We start from the raw sequence: 25005 nt of genomic DNA, 5'->3' as shown, positions 1-25005 counted from the left end.
GCGTGATCATCTGGAAGTGTCCCCGGGTCTTCGGCTGCGGCGCTGGTCTCCGACGGACGCCGGGGCGGTGCTGGCGGCGTTCGCCGATCCGGTGATGGCGTGGCAGGCCGGTGAGCCGATCGTGGCCTTGCCGGCGGCGCGGCGGTGGCTGGCGGCCCGGGCGGAGCAGTGGGACGCGGGGTCGGCTTTCGCCTTCGCGGTCGTCGACGGTGCGGACGCGGTACTGGGGAATGTGGCGGTCGGCGCCGTCGACCGGCGTCACCGGACGGGCTGGGTGTCGTACTGGACGGGTGCGGCGGCCCGCGGGCGGGGCGTCGCGTCGGGCGGCTGCCGTGCGGTGGCCGCCTGGGCCTTCGAGGACGCCGGCCTGTTCCGGCTGGAGCTGGGCCACCGGGTCAACAACCCGGCGTCGTGCCGGGTGGCGCGGGCTGCGGGCTTCGCGGTCGAGGGGGTCCAGCGCGGCAAGCTCGAGTACGACGGGGTCCGCCACGACGTCGAACTGCACGCACGGCTGGCGACCGACGCCGTACCGCCGCCCGTACGGCCGGGGCGGACCACCGCCGGCTGAGACGGCCGGGCCGGCCCCCGGGCGCACCGTCCCCGGGCCCCGGGCCGTGGTGTCCGGCCGCGGCGGGCGGGTGCTCGTCGTGGGGTTCCCGGGGCGCCGGATGAAGCCGCGGGCGTCGCGCCCGGTGGGTCCGGACGGAGCGCGGGCGCGCGGCAGCGGCGGTTGCGCTTCCGGGAGAGCGGCGGGTGCTCCCCGGGTACGTGGCGGGGGGGCGGCCCGCCCCTCCCCGGTCGGGCACGGGTGAAGGCCCGGCCGGGGAGGGGCGGGCGGTGCCGGTCGGGCCCGCCGTGTGCCGGAGGGTGTGGAGGTTTCGCCGTGGTGGCGGGCGAGGGGGCTTTCGGCCGTCCGACGGCCGGCCTGCGAGCGGCCGGGGGGGGCGGCCGCCGGGCCGGTCGGGGGACTCGGCGGGCCGCGATTGCGTGCGGGGTGTGCTGGCCTCGGCGGCTCGGGGCGCGGGGACGTCGCGGGCGGTCGGCTCGGCCGGGCGGCTTCGGATCGGGGGTGGGGGGTCAGCGGCGGTGGATGCGGTCGACGCCGTACCAGCGGGACATGCAGGCGGCGACCCAGTCGCGGTTGTAGTCGGCGGTGAAGAACGGTTCGGCGAGGCTGCCGATGGGCAGGGGGCGGTAGCCGACGCTGGTGGCGCCTTGCGCCGCCTCGGCGCGGATGCGGGCGTTCTGGGCGTCCCAGGCGATGGAGCGGGCCACCGTGGTGGTGGTGAGCTGCTGGAGGCCGGGGACGAGGGAGGCCGTCGAGGCGAGCGTCAGGCAGAACGCGGCCGTGGCGCAGGCGGCCAGGGTGCCCGGGCCGGCGGGGCGGCGGGCGGCGAGGCGGGGGCCGGCCCATGCGCCCAGCAGGGCTCCGTAGCCGCACAGGGCCAGTTCCATGGGCAGCAGGTAGCTCGTCCAGGTGCGGGCGTACGTCCATCCGGTGGGGCCGTATCCGCTGCGCAGGCCCGCCGCGACCGCGAAGGAGCCCAGGACGACCACGGGCAGCGGGAGCAGCAGCAGGGCGGCCCGCGTCCACCGCGGGGCCGAGGCCGGGAGCGGGGGTGAGGGTGAGGGTCGGGGGGTGCGGAGGGTGGCGGCCAGGCCCAGGAGGAGGCCGGCGGCGGGGGCGGCGAGGTAGGCCCACTGGCCGGTGACGGTGTCCCACATGTGCAGCCAGTCCTCGTAGGTGGCGCGCAGTTCGGCCGTGGAGAGCAGCGGTTCCTTCTCGGGCTGCTGGGCGCGGCGCCAGCGGGCGCCCGGGGAGGTGTAGAGGACGGCGAGGCCGCACACGAGGCCGGTGCACCACAGCAGGCACCAGGTGAAGGGGCGCCAGGTGGTGGCCAGGCGCAGGCGGGGCAGGCACAGTACGGCGGTCAGGGCGGCGGCGAGGCCGGTGACGAGGGCGAAGGGTTCGCTGAGGGTGCCGAGGGCGAAGCCGATGAGGAGGGCGCCGGCGAGGCCGGCGGTGCGGACGGCCCGGCGGGGGTGGGAGACGGTGGCCAGGGCCAGTAGGAGTGCCCACAGGCCGATGACGCTGGGCAGGGTGTGGGAGATGGTGGCGGGGGCCCACAGCAGGACCTGGTAGCTGCGGGTGCCCGCGAAGTAGAGGAGTGCCTGGAGGACCAGGGCGCAGGCGGTCAGGAGCAGCAGGGGCGGGGTGTGGCCGAGGGCGCGCAGGAGGCGGCGGCCCAGCAGGACCAGGGCGGCGGTGAGCAGGACGGCGATGAGGGTGGGGAGGATCTTGGTGCCGGCCGGTCCGCCGCGGTAGAGGAGGCCGCTGAGGAAGGCGTTGGCGATGCGGCCGTTCTGGGTGGTGTAGAAGTCGGCGGTGATGCCGAGGACGCCCAGGTCGCGGGTTTTCCAGGCGGCGCACCAGTCGTCGGAGGTGGGGCGGATGTAGAGGCCGAGGAAGCATCCGACGGCGACGAGGGCTCCGGCGGCGGCGAGGAGGGTCGCCGCGGCGGCGGGCAGGAGGGTGCGCGGGAGTCGGCGGGGGCCGGTTTCCGGGCCGGTGTGGGAGGAGGGGCTCACGCGTTCTTCCTCGCCCTCGGCCGCCATGGTGCTCATGGGCCTCCCCTTCGCAGCGGGGGCCCGTCGGGCAAGGGCGGCCGGTGCGCCCCGCCGGCTGTGGTGATCGCACGGCCCGCGAACACCCATGATGTGCACGGTTCGCCGCGTGCGGCATCCCGGGGCGGGGCGGGATGCGGGCCGGGCGGCCGGGGGCGGGCGGTGCGGGCTGCCGGGGCGGGTGCGTGGGGGGCGGCTCACCCGGGCGGCGGGGCTTCCGTGGCGGGGCGGGCGGTGGTCTTCGAGGATGAGTGGGGGTCAGGGTCCGCTCGTGCGCCCGGTGCGCGGGTGCGCGGATGCGGCGGAGGGAGTGGCGATGCCCGGTGTCCTCGGCTGCTGGGCGGTGGTTGCGGCGGCGTTGACGAGTACGGCCGTTCCCGTGTGCGGGGCGGGCGGTCATGCGCCGTTGTCGGGGCTGACCGCTCCCACCGTCGGTGTGCTGTCCAATGCGAGTGCCGCCGAGGGGGTTTCGGCGTCGCTGGCCGCCGGTGCCCGGTACGTGGAGGGCAGCAATGTGCTGCGGCTGGCGTCGGGGCGGTGGCGGTACCTGCCTTCGGGGCGGTCGGTGTCGGTGGTGGTCGCGGCCGGGGACGGGCGGGCGCTGCGGCAGATCGGGCAGAGCCGGGCCTGGCTGGCGGCCGGCCGGGTCCCGGGCCGGTCGGCGGCCGAGCGGGCGGCGGCCGGGCGGGCGCTGCTGGCGATGCGGGCGCTGCTGCGGCCCAACGGGGCGATGGCGGCGGGGTGGAGTCCGGGGTGGATGTACTCCTGGCCGCGGGATTCGAGTTTCGCGTGTGCCGCGTTCGCGCACACCGGGCATGACGAGGAGGCTTTTCGGATCCTGCGGCACAGTGCGGCGACCCAGCGCGGGGACGGCAGCTGGGAGGCGCGTACGAAGCTGGACGGTTCGGGGCCGCCGGACGGCAGGCGGTGGCAGCTCGATGCCAACGGCTGGGTGCCGTGGGCGGCGTGGCAGTGGTACCGGGTGGCGCCCGTGGAGGGGCGGCGGGAGCGGCTGGCGGCCCTGTATCCGATGATCCGCAAGGCGGCCGACCGTGCGGTGCTCTCCCTGGGGGCGGACGGGTTGCCCCCGGCTTCTCCGGACTACTGGGAGCTGATGACGGCGACGGCGAACATCGGTACGGCCGCGCCGTTGCTGGCCGGGCTGAACGCGTCGGCGGACCTGGCACGGGAGGCGGGCCGGCCGCAGGATGCGGTGCGTTGGGCGCGGGCGGCGCGGCGGCTGTCGGCGGGGATCTCCAAGCGGTTCTTCCCGCTCGGCTACCAGCGGACCGTCGACGGGCGGCACGGGCGCGACAGTGCGGTGGCGTTCATGGCGCCGCCGTTCAACGCGGCGGCCGCCGGTGTGCCCGCGGCGCTGGAGTCCACCTACCGGGCGCTGCTGCTGCCCAACGGGGGGCTGACTCCGGGCAACGATCCGGGGGCTCCGTGGGGGGCTGTGGCGTGGACGCCCAGTACGGCGTTCTTCGCGCTGGCCTGGGCGGCGGGGGGCCGGCCGGCGAAGGCGGGGCCGGTGCTGCAGTGGGTGCTGTCGAAGCGGAACGCTCTGGGTGAGCTGCCGGAGAAGGTGGACCGGGCCGGCCGGCCGGCGTCGGTGGCGCCGCTGGCGTGGACGGGTTCGATCGTGGTGCTGTCGCTGGTGGCGCTCGAGGCCGGCGGGCTGTCCGCCCCGCCCCTGCAGCCGTAGGCGGGGAATCGGACGGGCCGGGTCAGACGGGCCGGGCCAGACGGGCCGGGCCAGACGGGCCGGGCCAGACGGGCCGGGCCAGACGGGCCGGGCCAGACGGGCCGGGCCAGACGGGCCGGGCCAGACGGGCCGGGCCAGACGGGCCGGGCCAGACGGGCCGGGTCAGAGGGGCCGGGTCAGAGGGGCCGGGTCGCCGCGCCGGGTGGCGGGGCGGTGCGGACCTTCTCCAGGGCGGCCAGCAGGCGGCGGTAGGCCGCCTGTTCGGCGGCCACCGCCCGCCGCGCCTGTTCCAGGGCCGGGTGGCGGGGGTCCTGCCGCGCCTGCCCCTGCGCCTGCCCCTGCGCCTGTTCCTGTTTCTGGGCCTGTTCCTGTTTTCGGGCCTGGGCGGTGGCGGCCAGGCGCAGGGTTCTGGCCCGGCGTACCTCGCTCTCCGCTGCGAGGCAGGCCTGGTCAAGGAGGCGGTGGTCGAGGACTTCGGTGAAGGCGCGCCGGGCCAGGGTGTCGAGGCGGTCGAGGCCGGCGGCGCAGTGGTCGGGGTCGGGGGTGGCGCAGCCCTGGGCGAGGGCGGTGGAGAGGGCGTTCAGGGTGGCTGCGAGGCGCGGGTACTCCCAGGCCGGGGCGGTGTCGTCACGGCAGCCGGCGGTGAGGGCCGCGGCGGCGGCGAGGCAGACGGCCAGGGCCAGGCTGCGGACGGTTCTCGTCCGCGGACGCGTCCGCGTGCGGGTGCGGGTGCGGGCGGTGCGGTAAGCGGTCACGAAGGGCCCCGATCGCCGGTGGTCAGGACGGGGAGGGGCGGCCGGGGCGGCCGGGGTGGTCATCGTCGCCCGGGGTGTTCACCCGTGCCACCCGGAGCCCTGGCGGGCGGCCTGGGCGAGGGCGGTGGGTGCGACGGCCCGGTGCCACGGCACGGGCCCGCCGGACCCGCCGGGCCCGCCGGGAGTGGGGCTGGGGGTGGGTGTGGGTGTGGTGGTGAGGTGCAGGCCGGCGTCCAGGCCGAGGGCGGCGGCCAGGCCGGTGCCGTCGGGTGCGGTCACGGCGGCCGGGGCGCCGGTGTAGAGCATCTGGGACTCCGACCAGGCGGGCGCCCGGCCGGGGAGGGTGACGGCGGCCGTGCCGGTGGCGGCGCGGCCGGCGAGGAGGTGGCCGGCGGTGGCGATGGCGCCGTAGCCGCCTTCGCCGCCGGCGTCGGCGGGCGGGGTGAAGCCGGGTGCGGCAGCGGTGGCGGTGGCCAGGGTGGTGGTGACGGTGCCGGCGGAGGGGCGGCGGAAGGAGAGGCGGACGCCGTCGTCCTGCGGTGTCGCGGAGAGCACGCCGGTGGTCGCGGGCAGGTTGGTGGGGAAGGGGCCGGCGAGCGGGGCGCCGGGGGCGGGCTGGGTCCAGGCCAGGACGGTGGTGTCGGTGGCCGCGTACACGTGGCGGCGTCCGGCGCTGTCGGTGGCGGTGACCGGGTCGCCCTGCAGGCCGGTGCCGCCCAGGGTCTGCCATGGGCCGAAGGCGGTGTCGGGGGCGGGCTGGGTGCGGGCGTGCAGGGTGCGCCGGGAGTCGCGTACGTAGACGGTGATGCGGCCGGTGGCGTCGGCGGTGGCGGTCGGTGCGCCGAGGGCGGTGGTGGCGGAGGTGTCGCCGGTGTCGGGGGTGCCGAGGCTCTGCCAGGGGCCGAAGTCGGCGCCGGGGGCGCTTTGGAGGGCGTAGACGGCCTCGCGCCGGTAGTCCTGGGGGGTGGTGCCCAGGGTGGTGCGGGTGGCGAGGACGGCGATGCGGCCGTCGGGGAGGCGGGCGGTGGACGCGCCGGCGTCGATGGTGGTGCCGGGGGCGGTGGCGGGCAGGAAGCGGGGGCCCTGCCAGTCGGCGGCGGGGGTGGGGCGGGTCCAGTAGGCCATCTGGCCGTCGAGGGCGGCGAAGGCGTAGAGCCGGCCGGGGGTGCCTTGGGTCATCCAGGTGGTGCTCTCGCCGCGGCTGTAGCGGATGGTCTGGTTCCATCCGGCGCCGGTGGGCCGGGTCGCGGTCTTGCGGTCGCCGCAGCCGGCGGGGCTGCCGCACCAGTCCTGGTGGTCGCTCCAGGCGTAGGTCTTGAGGTAGCCGAGTTTCTCCTCGGCGGCCTTCGCGTCGAGGGTGGGGGGCAGGGAGCTGTTGGGGTAGCTCACGTAGTTCTGGACCGAGAAGTGCGGGCGGTCGGCGGAGGCGGCGTAGCGTTCGGTGGCCGCCTGCACGAAGCGGGCCCCGTACATGTGGTCCTGGTGGTCGAGGAAGGCGCCGGCGGGCCGGGTGCGGCCGGGGGTGGGGTCCTGGGTGCGGATGGTGGTGGGTTTGTAGAGCGCGAAGACGTTCGCGATGGCCTGGACGGCCTGCTCCTTGGTGTAGGAGAAGGGGGAGGCGACGGGTGTGCCGGAGGCGAGCTGGGAGCCGAGGGCGGGGACCTTGCCGTCCCACAGGCCGCGCAGGCTGTCGGGGTTGTCGCCGGAGATGCTGCGGGCTTCGCGCATCTGCATCCACACCAGGTTGACCTCGGGGCGGGCGAGGAGGACGTCGACCTCGGCGCTGCCGCCGCCGGTGGTGGGTATGGAGGTGCGCTGCCAGGCGCTGGTGCGCCGGCCGGTGGCCATCTCGGCGTAGGCGGCGCGTATGCCGTTCTGGCGGGCTTCGGCGTAGGCGGCGTGGTCGGCGGGGCGGGTGGGGTCCTGCAGGTGGGGGCTGTGGGCTTCGTTCCTGCCGTCGGACTCGCCGGCGGTCAGGTAGACGGTGGTGACCTTGACGCCGGTGGATATGGAGCGACTCAGGTCGGGGTTCATGAAGAAGAGGTCGTCGTCGGGGTGCGCGACGACCTGGAGGACCGTGCCCTGGGTCACGCTGGGGCGCAGGGGGGCCTGGGGGGCTGCGGGGCGGGGGGCGGTGGTGTATCCGTAGGCCCAGGTGGTGATCCCGGCGGCGCCGGCGGTGAGTGCGGCGAGCAGGGCCGCGGTGCGGGTGCGGCTGGCCAGGGACATCTGCGGGCGCCTTGGGGGTCGGTCCGGTGCGGGTGTGCGCCGAAGGGCGGAGTCGGTGCCCCGATGGCTCCAGCACTTCCGGAGACGACCGGGGCCGATTATGCCCCGCGTGTTTTCTGCTGACACACCATCAAGCGGCATATGGAAACAAACCAGTTGAATGCAACATATGGGCAGCTTGTCCATATTTGGCACTGGTTGGGTGGGAGGCGGGGTGGGGGCGGCGTGGTGTGCGTCACTCCCGGGGCGTTCCGGGCGGGCGGGGCGTGCGCGGGGGCCGCGGGACTGCGGGGGCGGTGTGCGGGGTTCCGGGTGGGAGGGTTTTCGCGGGCTTCTGCTGGGCTTTTACCGGGATTTGCGGGTTCCTGCGGGTTTCTTCTACGGGTGCTCGGCCGGGAGGGGGCGGAGGGCGGGCCGGCGGGTGGGGATGCGGTCGGGCGTGGCGGCGGTGAGGTCGCTCACACCGCCCGGGCCGGGGCGCGGTGGTTCGGGCCGGGCGGGCGCCGCGGTGACCGCCCCGGGGCGGGCGGCCAGCGCCGGCGGGCGGCCGCGGTAACGGTCCCGGGGCGGCAGATCGGGCGCCGGCGGGCGGCCGCGGTGCCCCGCGTCCGGTCCCGGAGCGGGCGTCGCAGTGACGGTCCCGGGGCGGGCGGCCGCGGTGACGGTCCCGGGGCGGGCGGCCGCGGTGACGGTCCCGGGGCGCGGTGGTTCGGGCGGGCGGGCGGCCGCAGTGACAGTCCCGGGGCGGCGGACCGGGCGCCGGCGGGCGGCCGCGGTGACGGTCCCGGGGTGGGCGGGCGCCGACGGGCGTCGCACTGACGTCCCGGGGCGGGCGGGCCAGGCGCCGACGGGCGACCGCAGTGACAGTCCCAGGGCGGCGGACCGGGCGCCGGCGGGCGGCCGCGTTGCCCCGCGCCCGGTCCCGGGCGCACGGCCCGGGGCCGGGTGGCCGGCGCACGGCCCGGGGCCGGGTGGCCGGCGCACGGCCCGGGGCCGGGTGGCGGGCGGGCGTTGTGGCGGGCCCGCCGGAACGGTGCGTCCGCCGCGCGGTAGCCCGCCGGGGAGGCCGGTGCCGGTCCCGCGCGCCATGGGGCGCGGCGGGCGCGCTCCGTCCGCCGCAGCCGGGCTTCGGGCGGTGCGGTGACGCACCGGCAGGCGGGGAAGCCGATGCGCAGGTGGGCCGGCTCCGTCGGGGTGGCTGCCGGGGCAGCCGCCCGACGGAGCACTCGAAGCCTGCGTACCTGATTTGCGGGGGGGGGGCTCCGTGGAGCAGGACGTGGCCCGGTGCCCGGCCGCCCGGCCGTGTCGGAGGCGGGGGCGCCCAGGGGCCGGGGCGAGGAAGGCTGCGGTGTCCGTCGCGTCCGGGCCTGTCGGCGGGGACGCACGTCGGCGTTCCGTGCGGCCGGGTGGCCGGCGGTCCGGTCGGGGGCCGGGCGCCGGTGCTTCGGATGCTCCGTCAGCAGGAGCCGCTCCCCCGGGTCGGCGGGGCCACCTCGCGGGCGTACGCGGCATCGGCTCCGCAGCCGGGACCGGGGGTGGGGCGATCCGCTGGACCGGCGCGGTGCGCCACACGCGCGAGCGGGGGCTGCCGGCCGGCGGGGGCGCCCGGCGCCCCGGCCCGGCCCGGCCCGCAGCGCCTCCCCGAACGGCGGTGGCAAGCCCGTGTGTTCATCCCGCCACGCGAGCGTGCGGACGTACGGGCGCTGCGGGGGGGCGGCGGGGGCCCTTTGCGGGTCCGCGCCGCCGCGGGTGCTACTTCAGGCCGGTCTCCTGGCATGCGGCCTTGAGGGCGTCGGTGCAGATCTCGTCGATGGTGTAGACGCCGTCGAGGACCACGGTGCTGCGGATGTTGTCGCGGGTCACCGACATGCCGGGGATGAGGACGGCCGGGATGCGCTTGGTGGTCGGGCTGCTGACCACCTGGTTGATGATCCCGTCGATCTTCTCGCCCTGGGCGAGGAGGACGGCGAGTTCGGCGGCGGCCTCGGCCTCGCGGGCGTAGGGCTTGTACACGGTCATGTACTGCTCGCCCGCCACGATGCGCCGCACGCCGGCGAGTTCGGCGTCCTGGCCGGTGACCGGGGGCAGCGGGGAGACGCCGGCGGCCTTGAGGGCGGAGATGATGCCGCCGGCCATGCCGTCGTTGGCGGAGTAGACGCCGACGACCTTGTCCTTGCCGAGCGCGGAGAGCGCGGCCGCCATGTTGGTGTTGGCGTTCTCCGGCTTCCACTCGACGGTGTCGTACTCCTTGCCGACGTTCACCTTGCCGTCCAGGACGGAGCGGGCACCGGTCTTGAAGCTGGCGGCGTTGGGGTCGGTGACCGCGCCGTTCATCATGACGATCTTGCCGTTGCGGGCCTTGTCGCCCAGGGCCTCCAGCAGGGCCTTGCCCTGGACGCGGCCGACGTCCTCGTTGTCGAAGGAGGTGTAGGCGTCGATCGGGCCCTCGGCCAGGCGGTCGTAGGCGACCACCGCTATGCCCGCCTCCTTGGCCTTCGTCACCGCGCCGGCGATGGCCTTGGAGTCCACCGCGTCGATGACCAGGACGTCCACCTTGTCCTTGATCATCGCGTCGGCCTGGGCGCTCTGTCTGACCGCGTCGCCCCCCGCGTTGGCGTAGAGCACCTTGCCCTTGCCGAGGGTCAGCAGGGCGACCTTCTTCTCCATCAGCGGCTTGTCGAACTTCTCGTACCGCGCGGTCTCGTTCTCGGGGAGCAGCAGGCCGATCCTGACCGCGCCGTCGCCGCCGCTGCCGGCGCTGCCGGCTTCGGTGGTGCCGCAGGCGGTGAGCGTGACGGCGAGCGCCGCGACGGCAAGAGCAACGGGGGCACGCCCCAGGTACGCGTTCACGAGGTGAGCCTCCCTGACGGGGCCGTATGTGTACGGCCGAGGTGGACGCAGTCAACGTGCCCGCACCGCTGCCGTCAAGAAGTGAATCCTTAACGAGATGGCAACGCTGTCATGGTGTTGCCCCACCTGGTCCGGTCAGGGGTTTCCTCCGCCGGTGGGGGTCCGGCTGCTGGTGTGGCATCAACTCCTGAAGGGTGGGGGGTGGGTGGGTGTTCGAGATGTGGCGCGAGGGGTTTCAGAGCGGGGTTTCGGGCGGGGTTTCAGGGGCGGGGTTTCAGGGGGCGGTCGTGGCGCGGTGGGGGTCCTCGGCGGGCGGGGCGGCGGACGCCGAGCGCAGGGCGAGGAGGTATCCGGCCTGGAAGCGGCTCTCGGCGCCCAGTTCGTCCATCAGCTCGGCGATGTGGCGCCGGCAGGTCCGCAGGGACATGCCGAGCCGGCGGGCGATGAGCTCGTCCTTGGCGCCGCCGGCGAGCCGGCCGGCGATCGTGTCCTGGAGCTGGGCCGAGGTGGTCGCGGTGTAGGAGGCGGAGAAGGGCTCGGCCAGGCTCCAGGCGTTGGCGAAGACCGAGCACAGGAAGGCGACGGCGGAGGGTTCGCGCAGTACGACGGCCGCGTCGGGGTTGTCCCATACCGGGAGGAAAGCCGTGGCGCGGTCGAAGACCAGCATCTTGCCGAAGAGTTCGCCCAGGGTGCGGACCTCGGCGCCGGCGGCGCTGACGGCCTGTACGTACTCCTGGGTGCCCGGGCTGTAGCGGGCGGTGTGCTGGTAGAGGGTGTGCAGGCGCACTCCGCGGCCGAGCATCTCCAGGTCCCGCGGAAGCGCGCGCTCCAGGTAGCCGGGCGGGCGGCCGCCGCCGGGCTGGACGGTGAGGACCTCCTCGGTGCAGCGGGCCGCGGTGTCGGCGATGAGGAGCATGACGCGGTCGCGGGACTCGACCACCTCGACGGCGCCGGAGTCGGCGCCGCGGCGGTAGGTCTCCTCGTACAGGGGGATCAGCGAGCTGAGCCGGGCGCGGGTGCGTTCCAGGGTCTCCAGGCGGCGGCGCAGCCGGTTCTCCTCCGGCCCCACCAGTTCGGCGGCGGCGGTGTAGGGGCTGACGGCCCGCCACCGGGCGCGTGTGCCGTCGGGGTCGCGGGCCAGGAGGCGGTGGCGGACCAGTTCGGCGGCGGCGCGCTCGGTGTGTTCCTCGGCGAGGCCGAGTGCGGCGGCCAGGGCGGTGGTCGGCTGGGGGCCGCCCTCCAGCAGGCGGGTGTAGAGCCTGATCGCCGTCGGGCCGAGCTCCGCGGTGTCCGCCGGGGCCGGGGCCGGGTCGGGGGCCGGGTCGGGGTACGCCGGGGCCGGAGCGGGGTCCGGGTACGCAGCCGCAGCCTTGGCCTGGGCCGGGTCGGGGTACGCCGGGTCCGCAGCGGGGTCCGGGGCTGAAGCCGCATTCGAGTACGGGGGCGCAGCCGGGGCGGGGGCCGGGTCGGGGACCGCAGTCGGGGCCGGAGCTGGGTCCGGGTGCGGAGCCGCAGCCGTAGCCGGGTCGGGGTATGGGACCGCAGCCGGGTCGGGGTGCGGGTCCGCGACCGCAGCCGCGTTCGGGTCCGGGGCCGGGACCGCAGCCGGGGCCGGGTCGGGGTCGGGGTACGGATCCGAGTAGGGGGCCGCAGCCGGGTCGGGGGTCGGCGGGGGCGGTAACGCTCCCGGCACCTCTGCAGATGCCCCGGTATTTATGGTTCTGTCCATTTTTTGCACCCCTCCCTTTCGTGCCACGCACCTTGCTGAGGCCCGTGCCCGCTGGACCCCGAGTTCCGGGCCGGAGATTCTTGAGTCACCGGAAAGAAAGACCCGGCAGGAATCAGATCGGAATTCACTTTCTCAGGAGAACAGCATGAAGTTCACTCGGTTCCTTTGCACGGCGGCGCTGGCCGTGGGTATTGCGGGCAGCATCGTTTCCGGCGGGGCGCCGGACTTCGGATCCGGTCCGGCTTCCGCACGGACCGCCGCCCCGTGCGACGGCCGTCCGGGGGACACCGAGTGGACCAACCCCGCAAGCCACTGCCCTCCGGCCCTCTAGAGCCGATCGGGCGCCACCAGGTTCCACCCTCGCGCGAAAGTCACTGGAAGAACCCGATGCCGAACCCCCCTCCAGGCCGCAGGGAAGCCGGTCTTCCCTGGTGGCAGGCCCTCTCGCTGCTCTGCGCCGGATGCCTGGCCGTCCTGCTGCACCGGCGGATCACCGACCCCTCCCCCTCGCGGGCCCCCCGCCGCACCGGCGGCGGGAGCGCGCCGCACAACGACGCGGCCGCCCATCTCACCACTTCCTGGTGACGGAAAAACCCTTCCCCGCCCCCGATGGCCGAGAGCGCTTTCAGTAAATCAGCAATCCGGGGCGGGAGAGGAGTCGGCCGAATGGGTTCGGCCTGAAATAGGCCCGATCCTTTCCTTTCCGGCCATGGGCCGGCAGCGCCGGCCGCACGCCCCGGAAATCCTGTTCCGGTGGCACAGCATTCACAGTCCGGCATTCGCCTCACGGCCCGCTCCCGGACCGCCCACAGCCCACTCCGAGCCCACTTCGGGCCCACTCCGGCCACTCCGGGCCTGCGCGCGGCCTCTGGCGGCCCGCCGGCCCCTCACGACCACCGAATGTCCGCTACATCCCTTTGAGGAGAAAAGATATGCGTATCAGCCGCAAGCGTGTCGCCGTCATGATCGTCAGCTCGGTCGCCGCCGCGGGGGTCCTGCTGCCCTCCGCCGCCTCCTACGCCGCCCCGGCGCCCGCCCCGGCCGCCCCGGCCGCCGCCTCGGGCGTCGCCCCGGGCGAGGCGGGCGCCCTCGCGGGGAGGGTCGACGTCGCCTCCGCGGTCCTCGACATCACCCAGAAGATCTTCAACATCGTCACCGAGGCCATCGAGCGCAAGCAGAACCGCTCCGGCTACGTGAAGTCCCTGATGGAGGGGGCCTTCTACGAGTCCGGCCAGCGCTACAACGTGATGGTCATCAACAATGCCAACCACTACACCCCCAACCTGCACGGCGTGGTCTACGACGCCAAGGTCAGCGGCATCCACGGCACCTACCGGGTACTGGTCTTCGAGTCGGGCCAGTTCACCAACCACGGCGACGGCGGCTGGATCAACTGGGCCTTCCGCGGCTGGTTCGACCGCGACGGCGGCCACGTGAACTTCCGCCGCTCCTGGTAATCCGCCACCCCCGGCCCCGCTCCCGACCCGGCCCCGCTCCCGCTCCGGCCCGCTCTCGGCCCCGGCCGCGGCCCCCGCTCGCCGCTCGCTGCTCGCTGCTCGCTGCTCGCTGCCGCGGTCTCTGCCCCCCCTGCCCCCTGCGCCACTCCCCCGAGCCCGTCCCCACCCCGCCCCGTCCCCGTTCCCACCCCTGTCCCCATCCACGTCCCCGTAGAACAGGACTTCATCGCCATGCGCCGCAACACCACGCTCGCCACGATCGCCCTGACCGCGCTCACCCTGACCGGGGCGGCCGCGCTCCCGGCCCAGGCCGCCGGGCAGCCCGCCCCGGCCCCCGCCGCCGTCTCCGCTCCCGCCTCCCCGGCCGTCTCCTCCCCCGCCGCGTCCGAACCCGACGCCGCGGCCGCCGCCGACAAGAGCGTGAGCGTCAACGTCTCCATGGACCAGCTCGGCAGCGGCAAGGCCATCGCCGACGCCCTGCGCGGCATCAAGACCGACGACCGCGGCACCTTCGTGCAGGAAGCCATCGACAAGGCGTTCAAGGCCGCCGGCAGCCGGCACAACGTCATGCTGTTCAACCTCAGCCAGAACTACAACGACCAGTTCCAGGGCACCCGCGTCTACGCCAACGTCCAGTGGGGCAACATCCACTACGGCCTGTGGGTGTTCGAGTCCGGGCAGTTCACCAACCAGGGCGACGGCGGCTGGATCAACTGGGGCTTCGTCGGCTGGTACGAGCGCAACGGCGGCCACGTGAAGTTCAACCGCTCCTGGTAAACACCCGCGAGGTAACACCCGCACCCGCGAGGCCCACCGGCGGCCCCTTCCGGCTTTCGTCCACGGACACCGGAGGGGGCCGCCGGGCGTGCCCGGCGGGGCGTTGCCAGTGCCCCGGGAGAGGCCTCGCCGCCAGGACGGTCCCGCACGCCGACAAGGCGCGCTCCAGCCTTGCCCGGCCGTGCCGGGTACACCCGCGGCCCCGGGGCGGCTGCAGCGCACGCCTCCGGCGGGCACTACGGCGGCGGCAACAGCCCGCCGGACCACGACGCCTCCCACGACCTGCTGCGCCGTTCGGCGCCGGCCCGGGAGGCGGAGCACCCGGCCGGGCCGCCCCCGACTCCCCCACCGGACAGGCCGCGAACAGGGCCGCGCCGGCCGGTGACACCGCACCCACCCGCCGCCGCCTCAGCCTCGACAACGTCTTCGGCGCGGCAGCCGGGGCCCGGCCGCTCAGCCGGGTGCTGTGCGCGCCGGGCATGCTCGGGACCTGGCGCAGCATGTCCCCTCGTACCGCCGCGCATGTGCGGACGATGACGGCGGTGCGGGCGGCGGACGCGGCAGCGATGCGCGAGGTCGAGGGGACCGGCGGGGAGAAGGCGCCGGTCATCGCCGAGCGGCTCGCACTGCCCGCCCCGGTCATCGACACCCCGGCCACGGCCGGGGGAACCTGAGCGAGCCGCAGCAGCGGGCGGCCGGCGTCGATGAGAGGGGCCGTCGGCGGGCCGGACGCTCGTGGTGAGCGGCAGGATGAACGGCCCGCCGGAGGAACCGGGGCGTACGCAGACGAACGCACCGATCGAACGGGCCCGCCGACGGGAAGGCGGGAAGGCGGGAAGCAGCGTCAACTCCCAGACCAGCCAACCGCTCTGCACACCGGCGGCGAACGCCAAACCGAACTCGAAGGCCGCCGAAGCGGCGGAACTCGGCGTCACGGTCCTGACCCCGCAGGCCTTCGCCGAACTCCTCGCCGACCACCTCAACCAACCGGCCGGCCGGCCGGCCGCGACGCCCCGCCCCGCCTCCGGGTCGGCATGACAAGGGCAGGGGGCGGGGTGGGGTGGGGAGCCGGTGGGTGGACGGGGGTGTGTCGGTGCCGGGCAGGGAGGGCGGCGTCCGGCACGGTGGGGCGCGGGTCCAGCCGTCCGCCCCGCGCGCAGGCGGCATCCGGGGCGTGTGAGGGGTTCGCATGGCCGAGAACAACGACACCAGCACCAGCACGGGCAGCGGCAGCGGCAGCGGCACCGAGGCCCGCTCCGGCGGCGGCGGTGCGGTCTCCTCGCCGACCAGCCGTCGTGCCCTGCTGCTGGCCGCCGGCTCGGCCGGGGCCGCCGCCGTCCTGAGCGCGGCGTGCGCCGCCCCGGCCGGGACGCGGGGTGCGGCGGGAGTGCCGTCCGCCTCCCCGCCCCGGCCCCCCTCACCGACCCCGTCGGGAGCGTCGAGGGCCGCGGCCCCGGCCTGCGTCCTCGCCGTCGGGGCGGGCGCGGGACCGTACTACCTGGATCTGGACCTGGTCCGCTCCGACATCACCCAGGGCCGCGGCGGGGTACCGCTGCGACTGGACCTGACGGTGGTACGGGTCCCCGACGGCTGCCGGCCGCTCGCGGCCGCCGGCGTCGAGGTGTGGCACGCCGACGCCGACGGCGACTACTCCACCGGCAAGGACACCTTCCTGCGCGGCACCCAGATCACCGACCGCACCGGACGCTGCGTGTTCCACACGATCGTGCCCGGCTGGTACGCCGGACTGGCCCCGCACATCCACTTCAAGGTCCGCCCCGACACCCGCACCGAGACGACCTCGCAGTTCTTCTTCCCCGAGGACCTCCTGACCCAGGTCTACACACGCCAGCCCTACGCCCGCCGCACCGCACCCGCACACCCCAACCGGCGCGACAGCCGCTACCGGGCCGCAGGAGAAACCATGACCCTGGCCCTCACCCCCGACGGCAACGGCTACCACGCCGCCTACACCATCGGCATCACCTGACCCCGAACAACCCCACCCCCGGCAACCCGACACCCGGCAACCCGAACCGGAGCAGCCCGACACCCGGCAACCCGAACCGGAGCAGCCCAACCACCGCAACAGCCCGGACACCGGCGGCCCGAACCGCCGGCCCGGGCCGGCAGGCGTCGCATATTCGCAGGTCAGGCACGACTGCGGGGTGCGGGACGCTGCCAGCGGGTGCGGGGTGCGCCCGAATCGGAGAAGCTGGGCATGGCCGCAGCGCCGCCGGGCGCGACGGATGGGCGAGGAGGTCTCGTGGACGCTTCAGGAGACGGCCGCAACCCCCGCGGACCGCAGGCCCACACCCGCACCCGGACCCGGACCCGGACCCGGACCGGGATCCTGCTGAGCGCCGCAGCAGCCCTCGTGGCCGCCGCCGTACCGGCCTCCGCATCCCACCCCGCACCCGCGCCCGCACCCGACCCGGTGGTGGTCGACTGCTTCTCCAAGGGCCAGGTACGCCCCGACGAGTACCTGCTGGCCTGCGGCGACGGCAACAACCGGCTCGTCGACCTGCGCTGGAACACCTGGGGACCCAAGACCGCAACAGCCACCGGCACCGACATGGTCAACGACTGCCGCCCCTACTGCGCAGCAGGCCGCTTCCGCCCCTACCCGGTGACCGTGACCCTCAGCGACCCGCAGCCCTGGCCCGACCGCCCCGGCACCCAGCGGTTCGCCACGATCCGGCTCCTGTACACCGACACCGCGCCGGCCCCCGTCCCCAAGGACGTGACCTACAAACTCGTGTACGACACCCCCAGCCCCACCCCCACCCCCAGCTCCTGACACGGAACCCCAGCCGCAAACACGCGGGCACGCAAGCTCGCGCGGTTGCGGGGTCGCGAAGTCGCGGGGTCGGGGGGTCGCGAAGTCGGGGGGGTCGGGGGGTCGGGGGGCGCGAAGTCGGGGGGTCGGGGGGCGCGAAGTCGGGGGGTCGGGGGGTCGGGGTCGCGGTGTGACATGCCGCCCTCGGCCCCATGGGAACCCCGCCCCCCATAGGGACCCCGCCCCCAGGCGCCCGCGCACCGGCGGGGTTCCGGGGCGGGCCCGCCCCGGCCGCTCGCGCCAAGCCGGGCCGGCGTGTACAGCACACACGCGAAGCAGCAACCCGCAACGTCGGACAGGCGCCGGGCACAAGACCGGACGGACGAACCCTGCACAGCCGCAGCCGCAGCCGTATCCGCGTCCGCGTCCGCGGGAGTACCCCGTACCGGCGGCGAGTCCCGGCGGGCGGCGGACTGTGCGCGCCACAGGGACGAGACACCACGCCGGCCCGTGAACCCCGACAGCCCGGGCACGGGAAGGTACTGCGCGTGGAAAAGCCGGCCGCGGCACGGATCGCCATGACGGACCCGGCCGCCCGGCAGACCGCTGCACCGCCGGACACCGACCAGCCCCGGACCTCCGCGGCGATCACGCCACCAGCTGGGCACGCCGCGGAGACCCGCTGACCACTGCACGAACCTCACCGGAACAAGCCCCTGGAAGTCGTCGCGGGCACGGTCAGCCACCACCACGGACCCTCAACCCGCCACACCCCCGACCCCCGACCCGGCGGCGGCGCCGCGCCCGCCGGCCGAAACGGCCCACAGGACCGGCGGGCAGCGAACATCCAGGCGCCCGCGCCCCCGCCACCGGCCCTCACCCCACCCGACGCCTACCCCGCGAACCGGCCGCAGGAGACCACGGCCCCGGCGGCAGTGACGACCGCGCCGACGCCGCCACTGCGACCACCCGACCCGCAGCGCCTCCCGACGACGGGCCGGGCACCCGCCGTACCCGGCTGCCGCAGGCACCGGCCACGACCACCGCCACCACGGACACCCGGCCACGGACAACCCCGCCTACACAGGCCCCCACAACGAAACCACCCCCGCCGATACCGCACACACCCGACCGAACGCACCCCGCGGCCCAATCCCCCGCACCACCACCCACCCCGCCACCGCGCACGCCCTGACGGGCAGTGCCGCCACCACCGGACAGGCCAACCCCGCAACCGGCAACACCGGCCCGGGAGGTTGCCACGTTCACACCACGCGGCAACCTCACCGCCGACCCCACCCGCACCCGCCGCCACCAGCCCGCACCCGCCGCAACCGGCCGCCGCCACCGCGCGCGCCGTAAAGGACCGCCCGCCCCGCCCGCACCCCGCCCCGCCCCGGCCGCGGCGCGGGGATGTTCCCGCCTACGTACACCCCGATGCCAGGCCGGTCGCCACGGCTCTGCGCCGGCCCTTCCAACGGATCTTCGACGACCTGGACCGGCCACCCACCCACACCGCAAGCACCGCGGACACCGCGGGACAAGGAGGACGGCACGGGAAAAGAGGGTGCGGGGGAAAGGGGGCGGCACGGGAAGGGGGGCGGCGGGGGAAGGGGGCGGCGGGGGGCCTGTCACACGGCTGTGACAGTCGCCGGACAGCCTCATGAAGTCCCACGGCCACGCTCTTAACAAGAGAACAAAAGGGACATTCGGCCGGAATGTCCCTCCTGCTTCCGAGGACGCGAGCAGCGATGACCGAGCCGATACGGCGGAGGAAATCCGATGACTCCCACACTCACCACGCCGCACACCGCAGCCACCGCCGCCCCCGCGCCTGAGCTGGCCCCGCGCGAGCAGGAGGCACTGCGGCACATCGCCGCCGGACGCACCTACCTCCAGACAGCCCGCCACATGGGACTGTCCAAGCACACCGTCGACGCCTACCTGCGCCGCATCCGGGCCAAGCTGAACGTCAACAGCACCGCCGAGATGACCCGCATGGCCATCGCCCTGGGCCTGTGACCACACCACACCCCGGCCCGTCCCCGGCCCGTTTCCGCCCCCGGCCCGTTTCCACCGGGCCCCGTACGCCCCCGCGCACGGGGCCCGGCCACGTCACACCGGGGGCCCACACCGCAAAGCGGGACCCCCACCGGGGGGCCGGACACCGAAAACGGACAGGCAGGCAGGCCGGCAGGCCGGCCGTCCGGGGCGGGGTCAGGTGTGCAGGCGGCTGTTGGGGCCGTCCTGGTCGCCGGCGCTCTCGTCGTTGAACCAGTAGTCACCCGCCGCCAGGTAACGGAAGGAATGGGTGTGCTCACTGGGCAGCGTCAGGGTAACGGCCCGCTTGCCGTCCGTACGCGGCTCCAGGGTGTGCACCCCGGGCTGCCAGCCGTTGAAATCCCCCACCACACTGACCGGCCCGGGCGGGGTGTCCGCGGGCAGGACGAAGGTGACCTCGGTGCGGTCCTTGCGCAACGTGCGCTCCAGCATGGGGCTGCTCCTGACTGGCGGTACGAGGGGGATGTACTGGCCCATCGTCGGCGCTCCACCGCCGGGCCGCACTCCGAGACCCGCCCCCGCCCCACTTTCGGCGACATGTACCAGGCCCCCCCACCACCACCCCCGCCGCAGGCGCCGACACCACCCGCGAACAGCCCTGTGACTCCGCCCACCCTCCCTTGACCAGACAAGAAAGGGTTACCTAACTTCGAGGACATGGCCCCCCACACCCCCTCCCCCGACGACCACACCCCCACCGATGCCGGCACGTCCGGGCTGACCGACTTCACACTCGACCTCACCTCCCAGGAAGTACTCCGCCGCGCCCACGTGATGGAAGCCCTCGGCCCCCACTGGAACCCGATCGAAGTCCTCCACAGCGAGGAAACCGCGCACAACCTGCTGTACTCCGGACTCGACGCCCAACAACAACGCCTCCACGACGACCTCACCGCCGCCGGCATCCTCCCCACCCGCGAAGACGGCCATGCTGCCCCTTGACCCACAAGCCGACCCCGGCCGCCGCGCCTGGATCCCCTGCCCCCAATGCCCCGACACACACCACTGCCAACCCTGCCAACAACAACGCACCTGCCCCACACACTGGCGCTACCTCCTCACCAACACCGGCAGCCTCCTCCACCTCCAATGCCCCCACTGCAACCACCTATGGACACACGAAAGCAACTTCGGCGCCACCCGCACGCCAGCGCCGTGACCGGTCCGGGCAACCATCCGGCCCGATCGGTCACTGCCCATGTTCCGGCGACTTTTGCCGCCCCTCCACCGGTCAAAGGAGAGGACCTGACCCAGGCACGGGGCGAGCGCCATGTTCCACGCTCGCCCCGCCCACGGACCGGCCGCTCCCACTACACCCAGGCGACTCGTTCCACCGTGTCGTTGTACCCCGCCGGCTCCTCGAGCTTCTCCCCAGCCCTCAGGATGCGCTCACCCCTGCCGATCAGCTTCACATCGCTGTCCGTGAGGTTCACCCACGACGAGACGTTCTTGAACATGCTGCCCCCGGGAATCGGCAGCTCGGTGAGGTCCACGTCGAAGCCGGCGCCGATCCCGTACCCCGGCCCCTGGCAGCTGTAGTCCCGATACAGCCCCAGAGTCTTGGGCGGACACGGCGCACCTTCAGGAAGAATCCGGACTACTCCAGGCGGCAGTTGAGTACTCACGACTCGCTCCATTCTCCAGCTCCCGCCAGCATTTCCGGCAGGACTTGCATCACCAACGTTCCACACAAAAGCAGCACAACCAGGCCCCACACCTAGCTTGATCGTTCCTGCAATGAACATGACCACCCACACAGCCGATACATCCACCCGACCACCCCAAGCCCCTCCACCCGCACGCCGATGCCGAACTCACCGCCTCCCTGGACCGCCCGCCACCCCAGACGCGCGGTACATCCCGTGTATCGGCGACATCCCGTTCCGCCCCGGCCAGGCCGGAACGGGATGATCGGTAGGAAGTCCGGTGGCCACTGGACGGCGTGGTGCTCGCCCACCATGACCTCCACCATCTCCTCCGGAAAGGCATGCCCTGCATCCGCGCAAGCAGAGCGCATCAACGCGGACGCCAGGTCATACCCCCCCTCCGGCGCCTGGGACGTGAACGCTGATTCCGCGGCCTGCCGGGCTCAACGGAGCGCGTTCGCGCAACCTTGCAGAAGCGGGTTCACCCTCCCGGAGCGCCCGATTCACCGGCGAAACGCCACTGCACACCCGCAGTCCGTCCCCACGTCCGGAGCAAACCCCGCCCGCGAAAGCCCTCGCCCCAAGCGCGCCGAAGGCGCGCCACGGTCCGGGACGAGCGCCTCCCGCGCCCCCTCAACCGGTGGTTTCACCGCGTGAGGACCACGAAGGCCGTGCTGGCGCCCCTAGCTTCGGGTGTGCCCGACGGCCCGGGGAGGCCGCCGGCACCACCACAGAGGGGAAGAACTGCACATGCCCATGAGCAAGAAGACCCGCGCAGCCGTGTGGACCAGCGTCGCCCTCGGGCTCCTCGCCGGCGGAACATGGGCGGGAACCGCGGTGGCCGCACCCCCGGGCTCCGCGAAGGTGACCGCCCCCTACGCGCAGGCCGCGGCCGTGGTCAACGCCAACGGCAGCGTCAACCGGTCCAAGGGCATCGAAGCCGTCACCAAGCCCGCGGCGGGCCACTACTGCGTCGAGCTGGAGGACAAGGACCTCGACATCCGCAAACTCGTCCCCAACGCCACCCTGCAATACATCAGCTTCGAATACGACATCCGGATCTCAATGTGGCCGCACCCCTCATGCGGGACCCGCACCGACACCTTCCTCGTCATCACCGGAAAGCCCGGCGTCTACGAAGACGCCTCCTTCTCCATCGTCGTCCCCTAACCCCCTCCCCAGGACTGCGGACGGGCACAGCAGGTTCCCCTGCCCAGTGCCGGCCCGCGACCCCTCCCCCGCATCGAAACGAAGGTCAGGGGCTGCAGTCCAGCCGCCAGCCCCAACCGATTCCGCGGCCGCTCACCCGGCGGCCGCGGCCGGGACCCTCACCGAACCGGGGTACGTCCTCGAACGCGCGGGCGGTCGAAGCAGTGGGGCGGCCCGGTACTACTGCCGCCAGAGCGCTCTGGTCACCGGGCCTCGCCCGCGCACGCCCTCTCGGCGCGGACTGCGCCCGACCATAGCCGCAGCCAGCCCTCGCCCCCCGACAGAAGAACCACGGTCGGACCCCGTGTGACATGCGCGGGCGAAGGTTGACCCCCGACACTGACACCGCCACTCGCACCCGGAACCCGCATTCCCCGCATTCCCCGTATTCCCCGCAAGTTACGCACGCCGGGGGACGTGTCAGCGATCTTGTGTAAGTCGGTTGGTGTCATTGGACGCCGAGCCGGCCCCCGAAGAAGAGCGAGAACTGGTTCAGCGCCTCCTTCCAGTGTGGGGCGACGCGGTCGGCGTCACGCGCTTCGAGGTCGATCCGCTCGCGGACCGCAAGGCAAAGGACCTTCAACGCGGCCTGCTCCAAGGGGAAACGGCCGCGGTTGCGGGTGGCTTTGCGCAGCCGCGAGTTGATCGATTCAACCATGTTCGTGGAGTAGACCACCGTCCTTATGGCCGGCGCGAACGCCAGGCAAGGGGTGGACTCCGGCCAGGCCGACCGCCAGGTCCGCACGCTCGCCGGATAGCGTTCGCCCAGCTCAGAGGCCTCGAACGCGTCGAGGGCCTGCTCGGCGGCCGCCTCGGTCGGCGCCGCGTAGACCCCCTTGAGGGCAGGCACCAGTTTCGGGTGGTCCCGTGCTGACGACAGTCTGAGCGGGGCCCTCGTCAGGTGGATCACGCACGTTTGGACGGTGGCCTTGGGCCAGGTCGCGGTGACCGCGTCGGGCAGGCCCTTGAGTCCGTCGCAGACGACGATGCAGACGTCTTCGATGCCCCGGTTCCGCAGCTCGGAGAGGACTGCCATCCAGGGGGTTGCGCCTTCGCCTTCGGAGCCGACCCACAGGCCGAGGACGTCCTTGCGGCCGTCCATGTCGACGCCGACGGCCAGGTAGACCGGCTTCGAGGCCACCGAACCGGACCGGATCTTCACCCACAAGGCGTCGATGTAGATGATCGGCCAGACCGCGTCCAGAGGCCGGTCTCGCCCCAGGTGGGGTGCGGGCGGTGATCTCATGCGTGCTGTGGTGCGGCCCGCAGTCCTTCGAGAAATGTGGCCAGGTAGCGGTGTGCGGTGTCGATCCGGTCGGCGGGTGGCCCGCCGTGGACGTTGACGGCGTAGGCGATGCCGCACATGAGCGGGACGAGGTCGGCGGCGGCCAGGTCACGTCGGACGGCGCCGGCGTCGCGGGCCCGGTCGAGGAGTGCGGTGCCGGCTGCCTGAAGCGCACTTTTGAGTTCTGTGGTGCGCGGCAGGGTGTCGGTGGCTGCGGCGGCGACCGGGCCCAGGGATGCGTCGGTGACCTGGGCTTCGACGGTGCGGAGCAGGAAGCCTTCGAGCGCGTGCCAGGGGTCGGGGTCGGCCAGCGCCTGCCGGCCGTGGGCGGCCAGGGCTTCCAGGCAGGGACCGGCGACGGTCTCCAGCAGTGCCTCGGGGGTGGCGAAGTGCCGGTATACGGTGGCGACTCCGAGTCCGGCGCGGCCGGCGACGTCGTTCAGCTGCAGGGGTGTGCCCTGGTCGACCAGGGCGCGGGCAACAGCGACGATCCGGCCCCAGTTGCGGGCTGCGTCCTTGCGCAGGGGCGTCGTCATAGGAGGCATGTTAATCGGATGGCTCATCCGGATGCCGCCGCCGGTACCCGTCGCCCGGCGGTCAGGCGGTTGTGAGGGGTGCGTGCCGTTCGCTGAGCCGGCGCACGTCCTCGGCGACGCGGGGGTCTGTGGCTGCGCGCAGCGGCGTCACGGGGTGCGCCTGGGGGCCGATGACGATGCCGGTCCGGCCTTCGAGGGCGTCGTCGGTGGCGGCGACGAGTGAGGGCCGGGCGGCAAGTGAGGCCGGTCCCGAGGTGGAGCGTTCGAAGGTGCGGCGTACCAGCGGCCACAGCAGCCGCAGGGCCGGGGAGACGATCTTCGGGTCGGCCAGGGTGCCGTTGGTCATGTCGGTCGCGGCGCCTCCGGGGTCGGCGGCGAAGACGGAGACACCAGTGCCTTCCAGCCGGGTGGCCAGGTCGAGCGTGTAGGCGAGGTTGGCGAGCTTGGCGCGACCGTACCAGTGGAAGCCGTAGTAGCCGCCGGGCGGCTCGACGGCGGCGAAGGCCCGCTTTCCCAGCCCGGCCGCGCCCGAGGTCACATTCACGATCCTGCTGGGCGCCCCGGCCGTCAGCGTGGGCAGCAGCAGTTCCGTCAGCAGGTACGGCGAGAGGTGGTTGACGACGAACGATGCTTCGATCCCGCCCAGGGTCCGCCGCTCCGGGAACATCGCCCCGACGTTGTTGACCAGCACGGTCAGCGGTTGGCCGGAGGCGGCGTGCTCGGCGGCGATCCGTTCGGCGAGCGCGCGCACTTGGTCGAGCGAGCCGAGATCAGCCGGCAAGAACCGGGCGGGGTGTGCCGGGTGCGTTGCATTGATTCGCTCGACCGCCTGGGCGCCGCGGGCGGTGTTGCGTCCGACCACGGTGACCGAGAACCCGGCGGCGGCCAGCCCCAGAGCGGTTTCAAGTCCGATGCCGCCCGTCCCTGCCGTGACCACAGCTCTCTTCGTCATGCAATCCTCCACCCAGTTATGCGGATACTTCATCCGCTTCCTGGATCGTAGCGCAATCGGATTAGCTATCCGTTTAGGTGATCGGCCCAACTGCGGCTCCCGGACAAGGACCCGGCCACCCGCCTCCTGGAGAACACCACCACCAGGGCCGGGCCCGCCCCCTGCCGCCGATCTCGCTGCCCTGACCACCTGCCGCCCCCACGCGCGCGGCCACGCCACGACCCAGGTCAGGCCGACAAGGAGACAGGAGCCCATGCAGGTGGCCAGGGCCTGCCCCGGGCAGACCCGTGGGGGAACGGATGGAGTTTTCCGGAGCGGTGTGCGTCCCAACCGTCCAACACGTGACACGCCACCAGTTCCGGGCCCCTTGACCGCCGGCGTGTGAACGCCGTGACAGGCAGCCGCGGCGG

At 74.1% G+C, this 25005-nt stretch carries 24 protein-coding genes and 1 pseudogene; 14 read left to right on the top strand and 11 right to left on the bottom strand.

Annotated elements, in window-relative coordinates:
- The first annotated feature begins 16 nt into the window (after nucleotides 1-16).
- Nucleotides 17-568, top strand: coding sequence for a GNAT family N-acetyltransferase (locus tag OHA91_RS38730; RefSeq protein ID WP_381628381.1), 552 nt, complete (start codon nucleotides 17-19; stop codon nucleotides 566-568).
- 509 nt (nucleotides 569-1077) lie between these two features.
- Here OHA91_RS38730 and OHA91_RS38725 read toward each other — a convergent pair.
- Entirely contained in the window at nucleotides 1078-2625 is a 1548-nt protein-coding gene (locus OHA91_RS38725) for a DUF6056 family protein (protein ID WP_328738261.1), read from the bottom strand.
- 316 nt (nucleotides 2626-2941) lie between these two features.
- On the opposite strand from OHA91_RS38725, the gene OHA91_RS38720 reads away from it, so the two are divergent.
- Entirely contained in the window at nucleotides 2942-4330 is a 1389-nt protein-coding gene (locus tag OHA91_RS38720; RefSeq protein WP_051893515.1) for a glycoside hydrolase family 15 protein, read from the top strand.
- Nucleotides 4331-4506: 176 nt separating this feature from the next.
- On the opposite strand, the gene OHA91_RS38715 is transcribed toward OHA91_RS38720, so the two are convergent.
- From OHA91_RS38715 to OHA91_RS38695, 5 genes are all read right to left on the bottom strand, one after another.
- Nucleotides 4507-5085, bottom strand: a complete 579-nt coding sequence (locus tag OHA91_RS38715) for a hypothetical protein (RefSeq protein WP_328738262.1) — start codon at nucleotides 5083-5085, stop codon at nucleotides 4507-4509.
- Nucleotides 5086-5163: 78 nt separating this feature from the next.
- Complete coding sequence (locus tag OHA91_RS38710) at nucleotides 5164-7314, bottom strand: PIG-L family deacetylase (protein WP_328741033.1); 2151 nt, start codon at nucleotides 7312-7314, stop codon at nucleotides 5164-5166.
- 378 nt (nucleotides 7315-7692) lie between these two features.
- Nucleotides 7693-8130 carry a hypothetical protein gene (locus OHA91_RS38705; RefSeq protein ID WP_328738265.1) on the bottom strand — a complete coding sequence of 146 codons (438 nt, stop codon included), beginning with the start codon at nucleotides 8128-8130 and terminating at the stop codon, nucleotides 7693-7695.
- Nucleotides 8131-9066: 936 nt separating this feature from the next.
- Nucleotides 9067-10152, bottom strand: a complete 1086-nt coding sequence (locus tag OHA91_RS38700; RefSeq protein WP_328741037.1) for a sugar ABC transporter substrate-binding protein — start codon at nucleotides 10150-10152, stop codon at nucleotides 9067-9069.
- 286 nt (nucleotides 10153-10438) lie between these two features.
- Nucleotides 10439-11893, bottom strand: a complete 1455-nt coding sequence (locus OHA91_RS38695) for a hypothetical protein (RefSeq protein ID WP_328738266.1) — start codon at nucleotides 11891-11893, stop codon at nucleotides 10439-10441.
- Nucleotides 11894-12280: 387 nt separating this feature from the next.
- Between OHA91_RS38695 and OHA91_RS38690 the strand changes: the two genes are divergently transcribed.
- The 9 genes from OHA91_RS38690 (at nucleotide 12281) to OHA91_RS38650 (ending at nucleotide 18928) form a co-directional block, all read left to right on the top strand.
- On the top strand, nucleotides 12281-12478 hold the full coding sequence (locus OHA91_RS38690) for a hypothetical protein (RefSeq protein WP_266505876.1): 198 nt from the start codon (nucleotides 12281-12283) through the stop codon (nucleotides 12476-12478).
- Nucleotides 12479-12825: 347 nt separating this feature from the next.
- Nucleotides 12826-13350 (top strand): stress protein, encoded by a 525-nt coding sequence (locus OHA91_RS38685; protein ID WP_276567047.1) that lies wholly within the window; start codon nucleotides 12826-12828, stop codon nucleotides 13348-13350.
- Nucleotides 13351-13581: 231 nt separating this feature from the next.
- Nucleotides 13582-14127 (top strand): stress protein, encoded by a 546-nt coding sequence (locus OHA91_RS38680; protein ID WP_328738267.1) that lies wholly within the window; start codon nucleotides 13582-13584, stop codon nucleotides 14125-14127.
- Between the two features lie 500 nt (nucleotides 14128-14627).
- Nucleotides 14628-14801 (top strand): hypothetical protein, encoded by a 174-nt coding sequence (locus tag OHA91_RS38675; protein ID WP_158714920.1) that lies wholly within the window; start codon nucleotides 14628-14630, stop codon nucleotides 14799-14801.
- A 64-nt stretch (nucleotides 14802-14865) separates the two neighbouring features.
- A complete protein-coding gene (locus OHA91_RS38670; RefSeq protein WP_266505882.1) occupies nucleotides 14866-15165 on the top strand; it encodes a hypothetical protein in 300 nt (99 codons plus the stop codon).
- Nucleotides 15166-15316: 151 nt separating this feature from the next.
- Entirely contained in the window at nucleotides 15317-16117 is an 801-nt protein-coding gene (locus OHA91_RS38665; protein WP_328738268.1) for a dioxygenase family protein, read from the top strand.
- A 276-nt stretch (nucleotides 16118-16393) separates the two neighbouring features.
- Complete coding sequence (locus OHA91_RS38660; RefSeq protein WP_328738269.1) at nucleotides 16394-16927, top strand: hypothetical protein; 534 nt, start codon at nucleotides 16394-16396, stop codon at nucleotides 16925-16927.
- 527 nt (nucleotides 16928-17454) lie between these two features.
- Nucleotides 17455-17592, top strand: a complete 138-nt coding sequence (locus OHA91_RS38655; protein WP_328741032.1) for a hypothetical protein — start codon at nucleotides 17455-17457, stop codon at nucleotides 17590-17592.
- A gap of 1096 nt (nucleotides 17593-18688) precedes the next feature.
- Nucleotides 18689-18928, top strand: coding sequence for a response regulator transcription factor (locus OHA91_RS38650; protein WP_136234479.1), 240 nt, complete (start codon nucleotides 18689-18691; stop codon nucleotides 18926-18928).
- A gap of 195 nt (nucleotides 18929-19123) precedes the next feature.
- Here the strand turns inward: OHA91_RS38650 and OHA91_RS38645 are convergent, their stop codons facing one another.
- A complete protein-coding gene (locus tag OHA91_RS38645) occupies nucleotides 19124-19399 on the bottom strand; it encodes an isoamylase early set domain-containing protein (RefSeq protein ID WP_328741030.1) in 276 nt (91 codons plus the stop codon).
- A 225-nt stretch (nucleotides 19400-19624) separates the two neighbouring features.
- On the opposite strand from OHA91_RS38645, the gene OHA91_RS38640 reads away from it, so the two are divergent.
- Both OHA91_RS38640 and OHA91_RS38635 read left to right on the top strand, forming a co-directional pair.
- Complete coding sequence (locus OHA91_RS38640) at nucleotides 19625-19909, top strand: DUF6400 family protein (RefSeq protein ID WP_328741029.1); 285 nt, start codon at nucleotides 19625-19627, stop codon at nucleotides 19907-19909.
- Nucleotides 19896-20126, top strand: a complete 231-nt coding sequence (locus OHA91_RS38635; RefSeq protein ID WP_328741028.1) for a hypothetical protein — start codon at nucleotides 19896-19898, stop codon at nucleotides 20124-20126. The genes OHA91_RS38640 and OHA91_RS38635 overlap by 14 nt, the downstream gene beginning before the upstream one ends.
- Nucleotides 20127-20277: 151 nt before the next feature.
- Here OHA91_RS38635 and OHA91_RS38630 read toward each other — a convergent pair whose 3' ends face one another.
- On the bottom strand, nucleotides 20278-20592 hold the full coding sequence (locus tag OHA91_RS38630; RefSeq protein WP_328741027.1) for a hypothetical protein: 315 nt from the start codon (nucleotides 20590-20592) through the stop codon (nucleotides 20278-20280).
- 777 nt (nucleotides 20593-21369) lie between these two features.
- On the opposite strand from OHA91_RS38630, the gene OHA91_RS38625 reads away from it, so the two are divergent.
- Nucleotides 21370-21783 carry a hypothetical protein gene (locus OHA91_RS38625; protein WP_158721224.1) on the top strand — a complete coding sequence of 138 codons (414 nt, stop codon included), beginning with the start codon at nucleotides 21370-21372 and terminating at the stop codon, nucleotides 21781-21783.
- 487 nt (nucleotides 21784-22270) lie between these two features.
- Here OHA91_RS38625 and OHA91_RS38620 read toward each other — a convergent pair.
- From OHA91_RS38620 to OHA91_RS38610, 3 genes and pseudogenes are all read right to left on the bottom strand, one after another.
- Nucleotides 22271-23038 (bottom strand): annotated as a pseudogene (locus OHA91_RS38620) (IS256 family transposase); the annotation flags it as partial.
- 26 nt (nucleotides 23039-23064) lie between these two features.
- Nucleotides 23065-23643: a TetR/AcrR family transcriptional regulator gene (locus OHA91_RS38615; RefSeq protein ID WP_328741025.1), complete on the bottom strand. Its 579-nt coding sequence runs from the start codon at nucleotides 23641-23643 to the stop codon at nucleotides 23065-23067.
- 61 nt (nucleotides 23644-23704) lie between these two features.
- Nucleotides 23705-24595, bottom strand: coding sequence for an SDR family NAD(P)-dependent oxidoreductase (locus OHA91_RS38610; protein ID WP_328741024.1), 891 nt, complete (start codon nucleotides 24593-24595; stop codon nucleotides 23705-23707).
- Between the last annotated feature and the right edge of the window lie 410 nt (nucleotides 24596-25005).

The organism is Streptomyces erythrochromogenes (assembly GCF_036170895.1).
Lineage (GTDB): Bacteria > Actinomycetota > Actinomycetes > Streptomycetales > Streptomycetaceae > Streptomyces > Streptomyces erythrochromogenes.
Note: the sequence above shows the minus strand (reverse complement) of the source record. Positions and strands in the feature narration are given on the sequence as shown.

Bases quoted from the DNA above. Each gene is read 5' to 3' on its own strand.
- OHA91_RS38725 (WP_328738261.1), bottom strand. From the start codon at position 2,625: ATGAGCACCATGGCGGCCGAGGGCGAGGAAGAACGCGTGAGCCCCTCC.
- OHA91_RS38720 (WP_051893515.1), top strand. From the start codon at position 2,942: ATGCCCGGTGTCCTCGGCTGCTGGGCGGTGGTTGCGGCGGCGTTGACG.
- OHA91_RS38710 (WP_328741033.1), bottom strand. From the start codon at position 7,314: ATGTCCCTGGCCAGCCGCACCCGCACCGCGGCCCTGCTCGCCGCACTC.
- OHA91_RS38695 (WP_328738266.1), bottom strand. From the start codon at position 11,893: ATGGACAGAACCATAAATACCGGGGCATCTGCAGAGGTGCCGGGAGCG.
- OHA91_RS38690 (WP_266505876.1), top strand. From the start codon at position 12,281: ATGCCGAACCCCCCTCCAGGCCGCAGGGAAGCCGGTCTTCCCTGGTGG.
- OHA91_RS38685 (WP_276567047.1), top strand. From the start codon at position 12,826: ATGCGTATCAGCCGCAAGCGTGTCGCCGTCATGATCGTCAGCTCGGTC.
- OHA91_RS38680 (WP_328738267.1), top strand. From the start codon at position 13,582: ATGCGCCGCAACACCACGCTCGCCACGATCGCCCTGACCGCGCTCACC.
- OHA91_RS38675 (WP_158714920.1), top strand. From the start codon at position 14,628: ATGTCCCCTCGTACCGCCGCGCATGTGCGGACGATGACGGCGGTGCGG.
- OHA91_RS38665 (WP_328738268.1), top strand. From the start codon at position 15,317: ATGGCCGAGAACAACGACACCAGCACCAGCACGGGCAGCGGCAGCGGC.
- OHA91_RS38650 (WP_136234479.1), top strand. From the start codon at position 18,689: ATGACTCCCACACTCACCACGCCGCACACCGCAGCCACCGCCGCCCCC.
- OHA91_RS38645 (WP_328741030.1), bottom strand. From the start codon at position 19,399: ATGCTGGAGCGCACGTTGCGCAAGGACCGCACCGAGGTCACCTTCGTC.
- OHA91_RS38640 (WP_328741029.1), top strand. From the start codon at position 19,625: ATGGCCCCCCACACCCCCTCCCCCGACGACCACACCCCCACCGATGCC.
- OHA91_RS38635 (WP_328741028.1), top strand. From the start codon at position 19,896: ATGCTGCCCCTTGACCCACAAGCCGACCCCGGCCGCCGCGCCTGGATC.
- OHA91_RS38625 (WP_158721224.1), top strand. From the start codon at position 21,370: ATGAGCAAGAAGACCCGCGCAGCCGTGTGGACCAGCGTCGCCCTCGGG.
- OHA91_RS38615 (WP_328741025.1), bottom strand. From the start codon at position 23,643: ATGACGACGCCCCTGCGCAAGGACGCAGCCCGCAACTGGGGCCGGATC.
- OHA91_RS38610 (WP_328741024.1), bottom strand. From the start codon at position 24,595: ATGACGAAGAGAGCTGTGGTCACGGCAGGGACGGGCGGCATCGGACTT.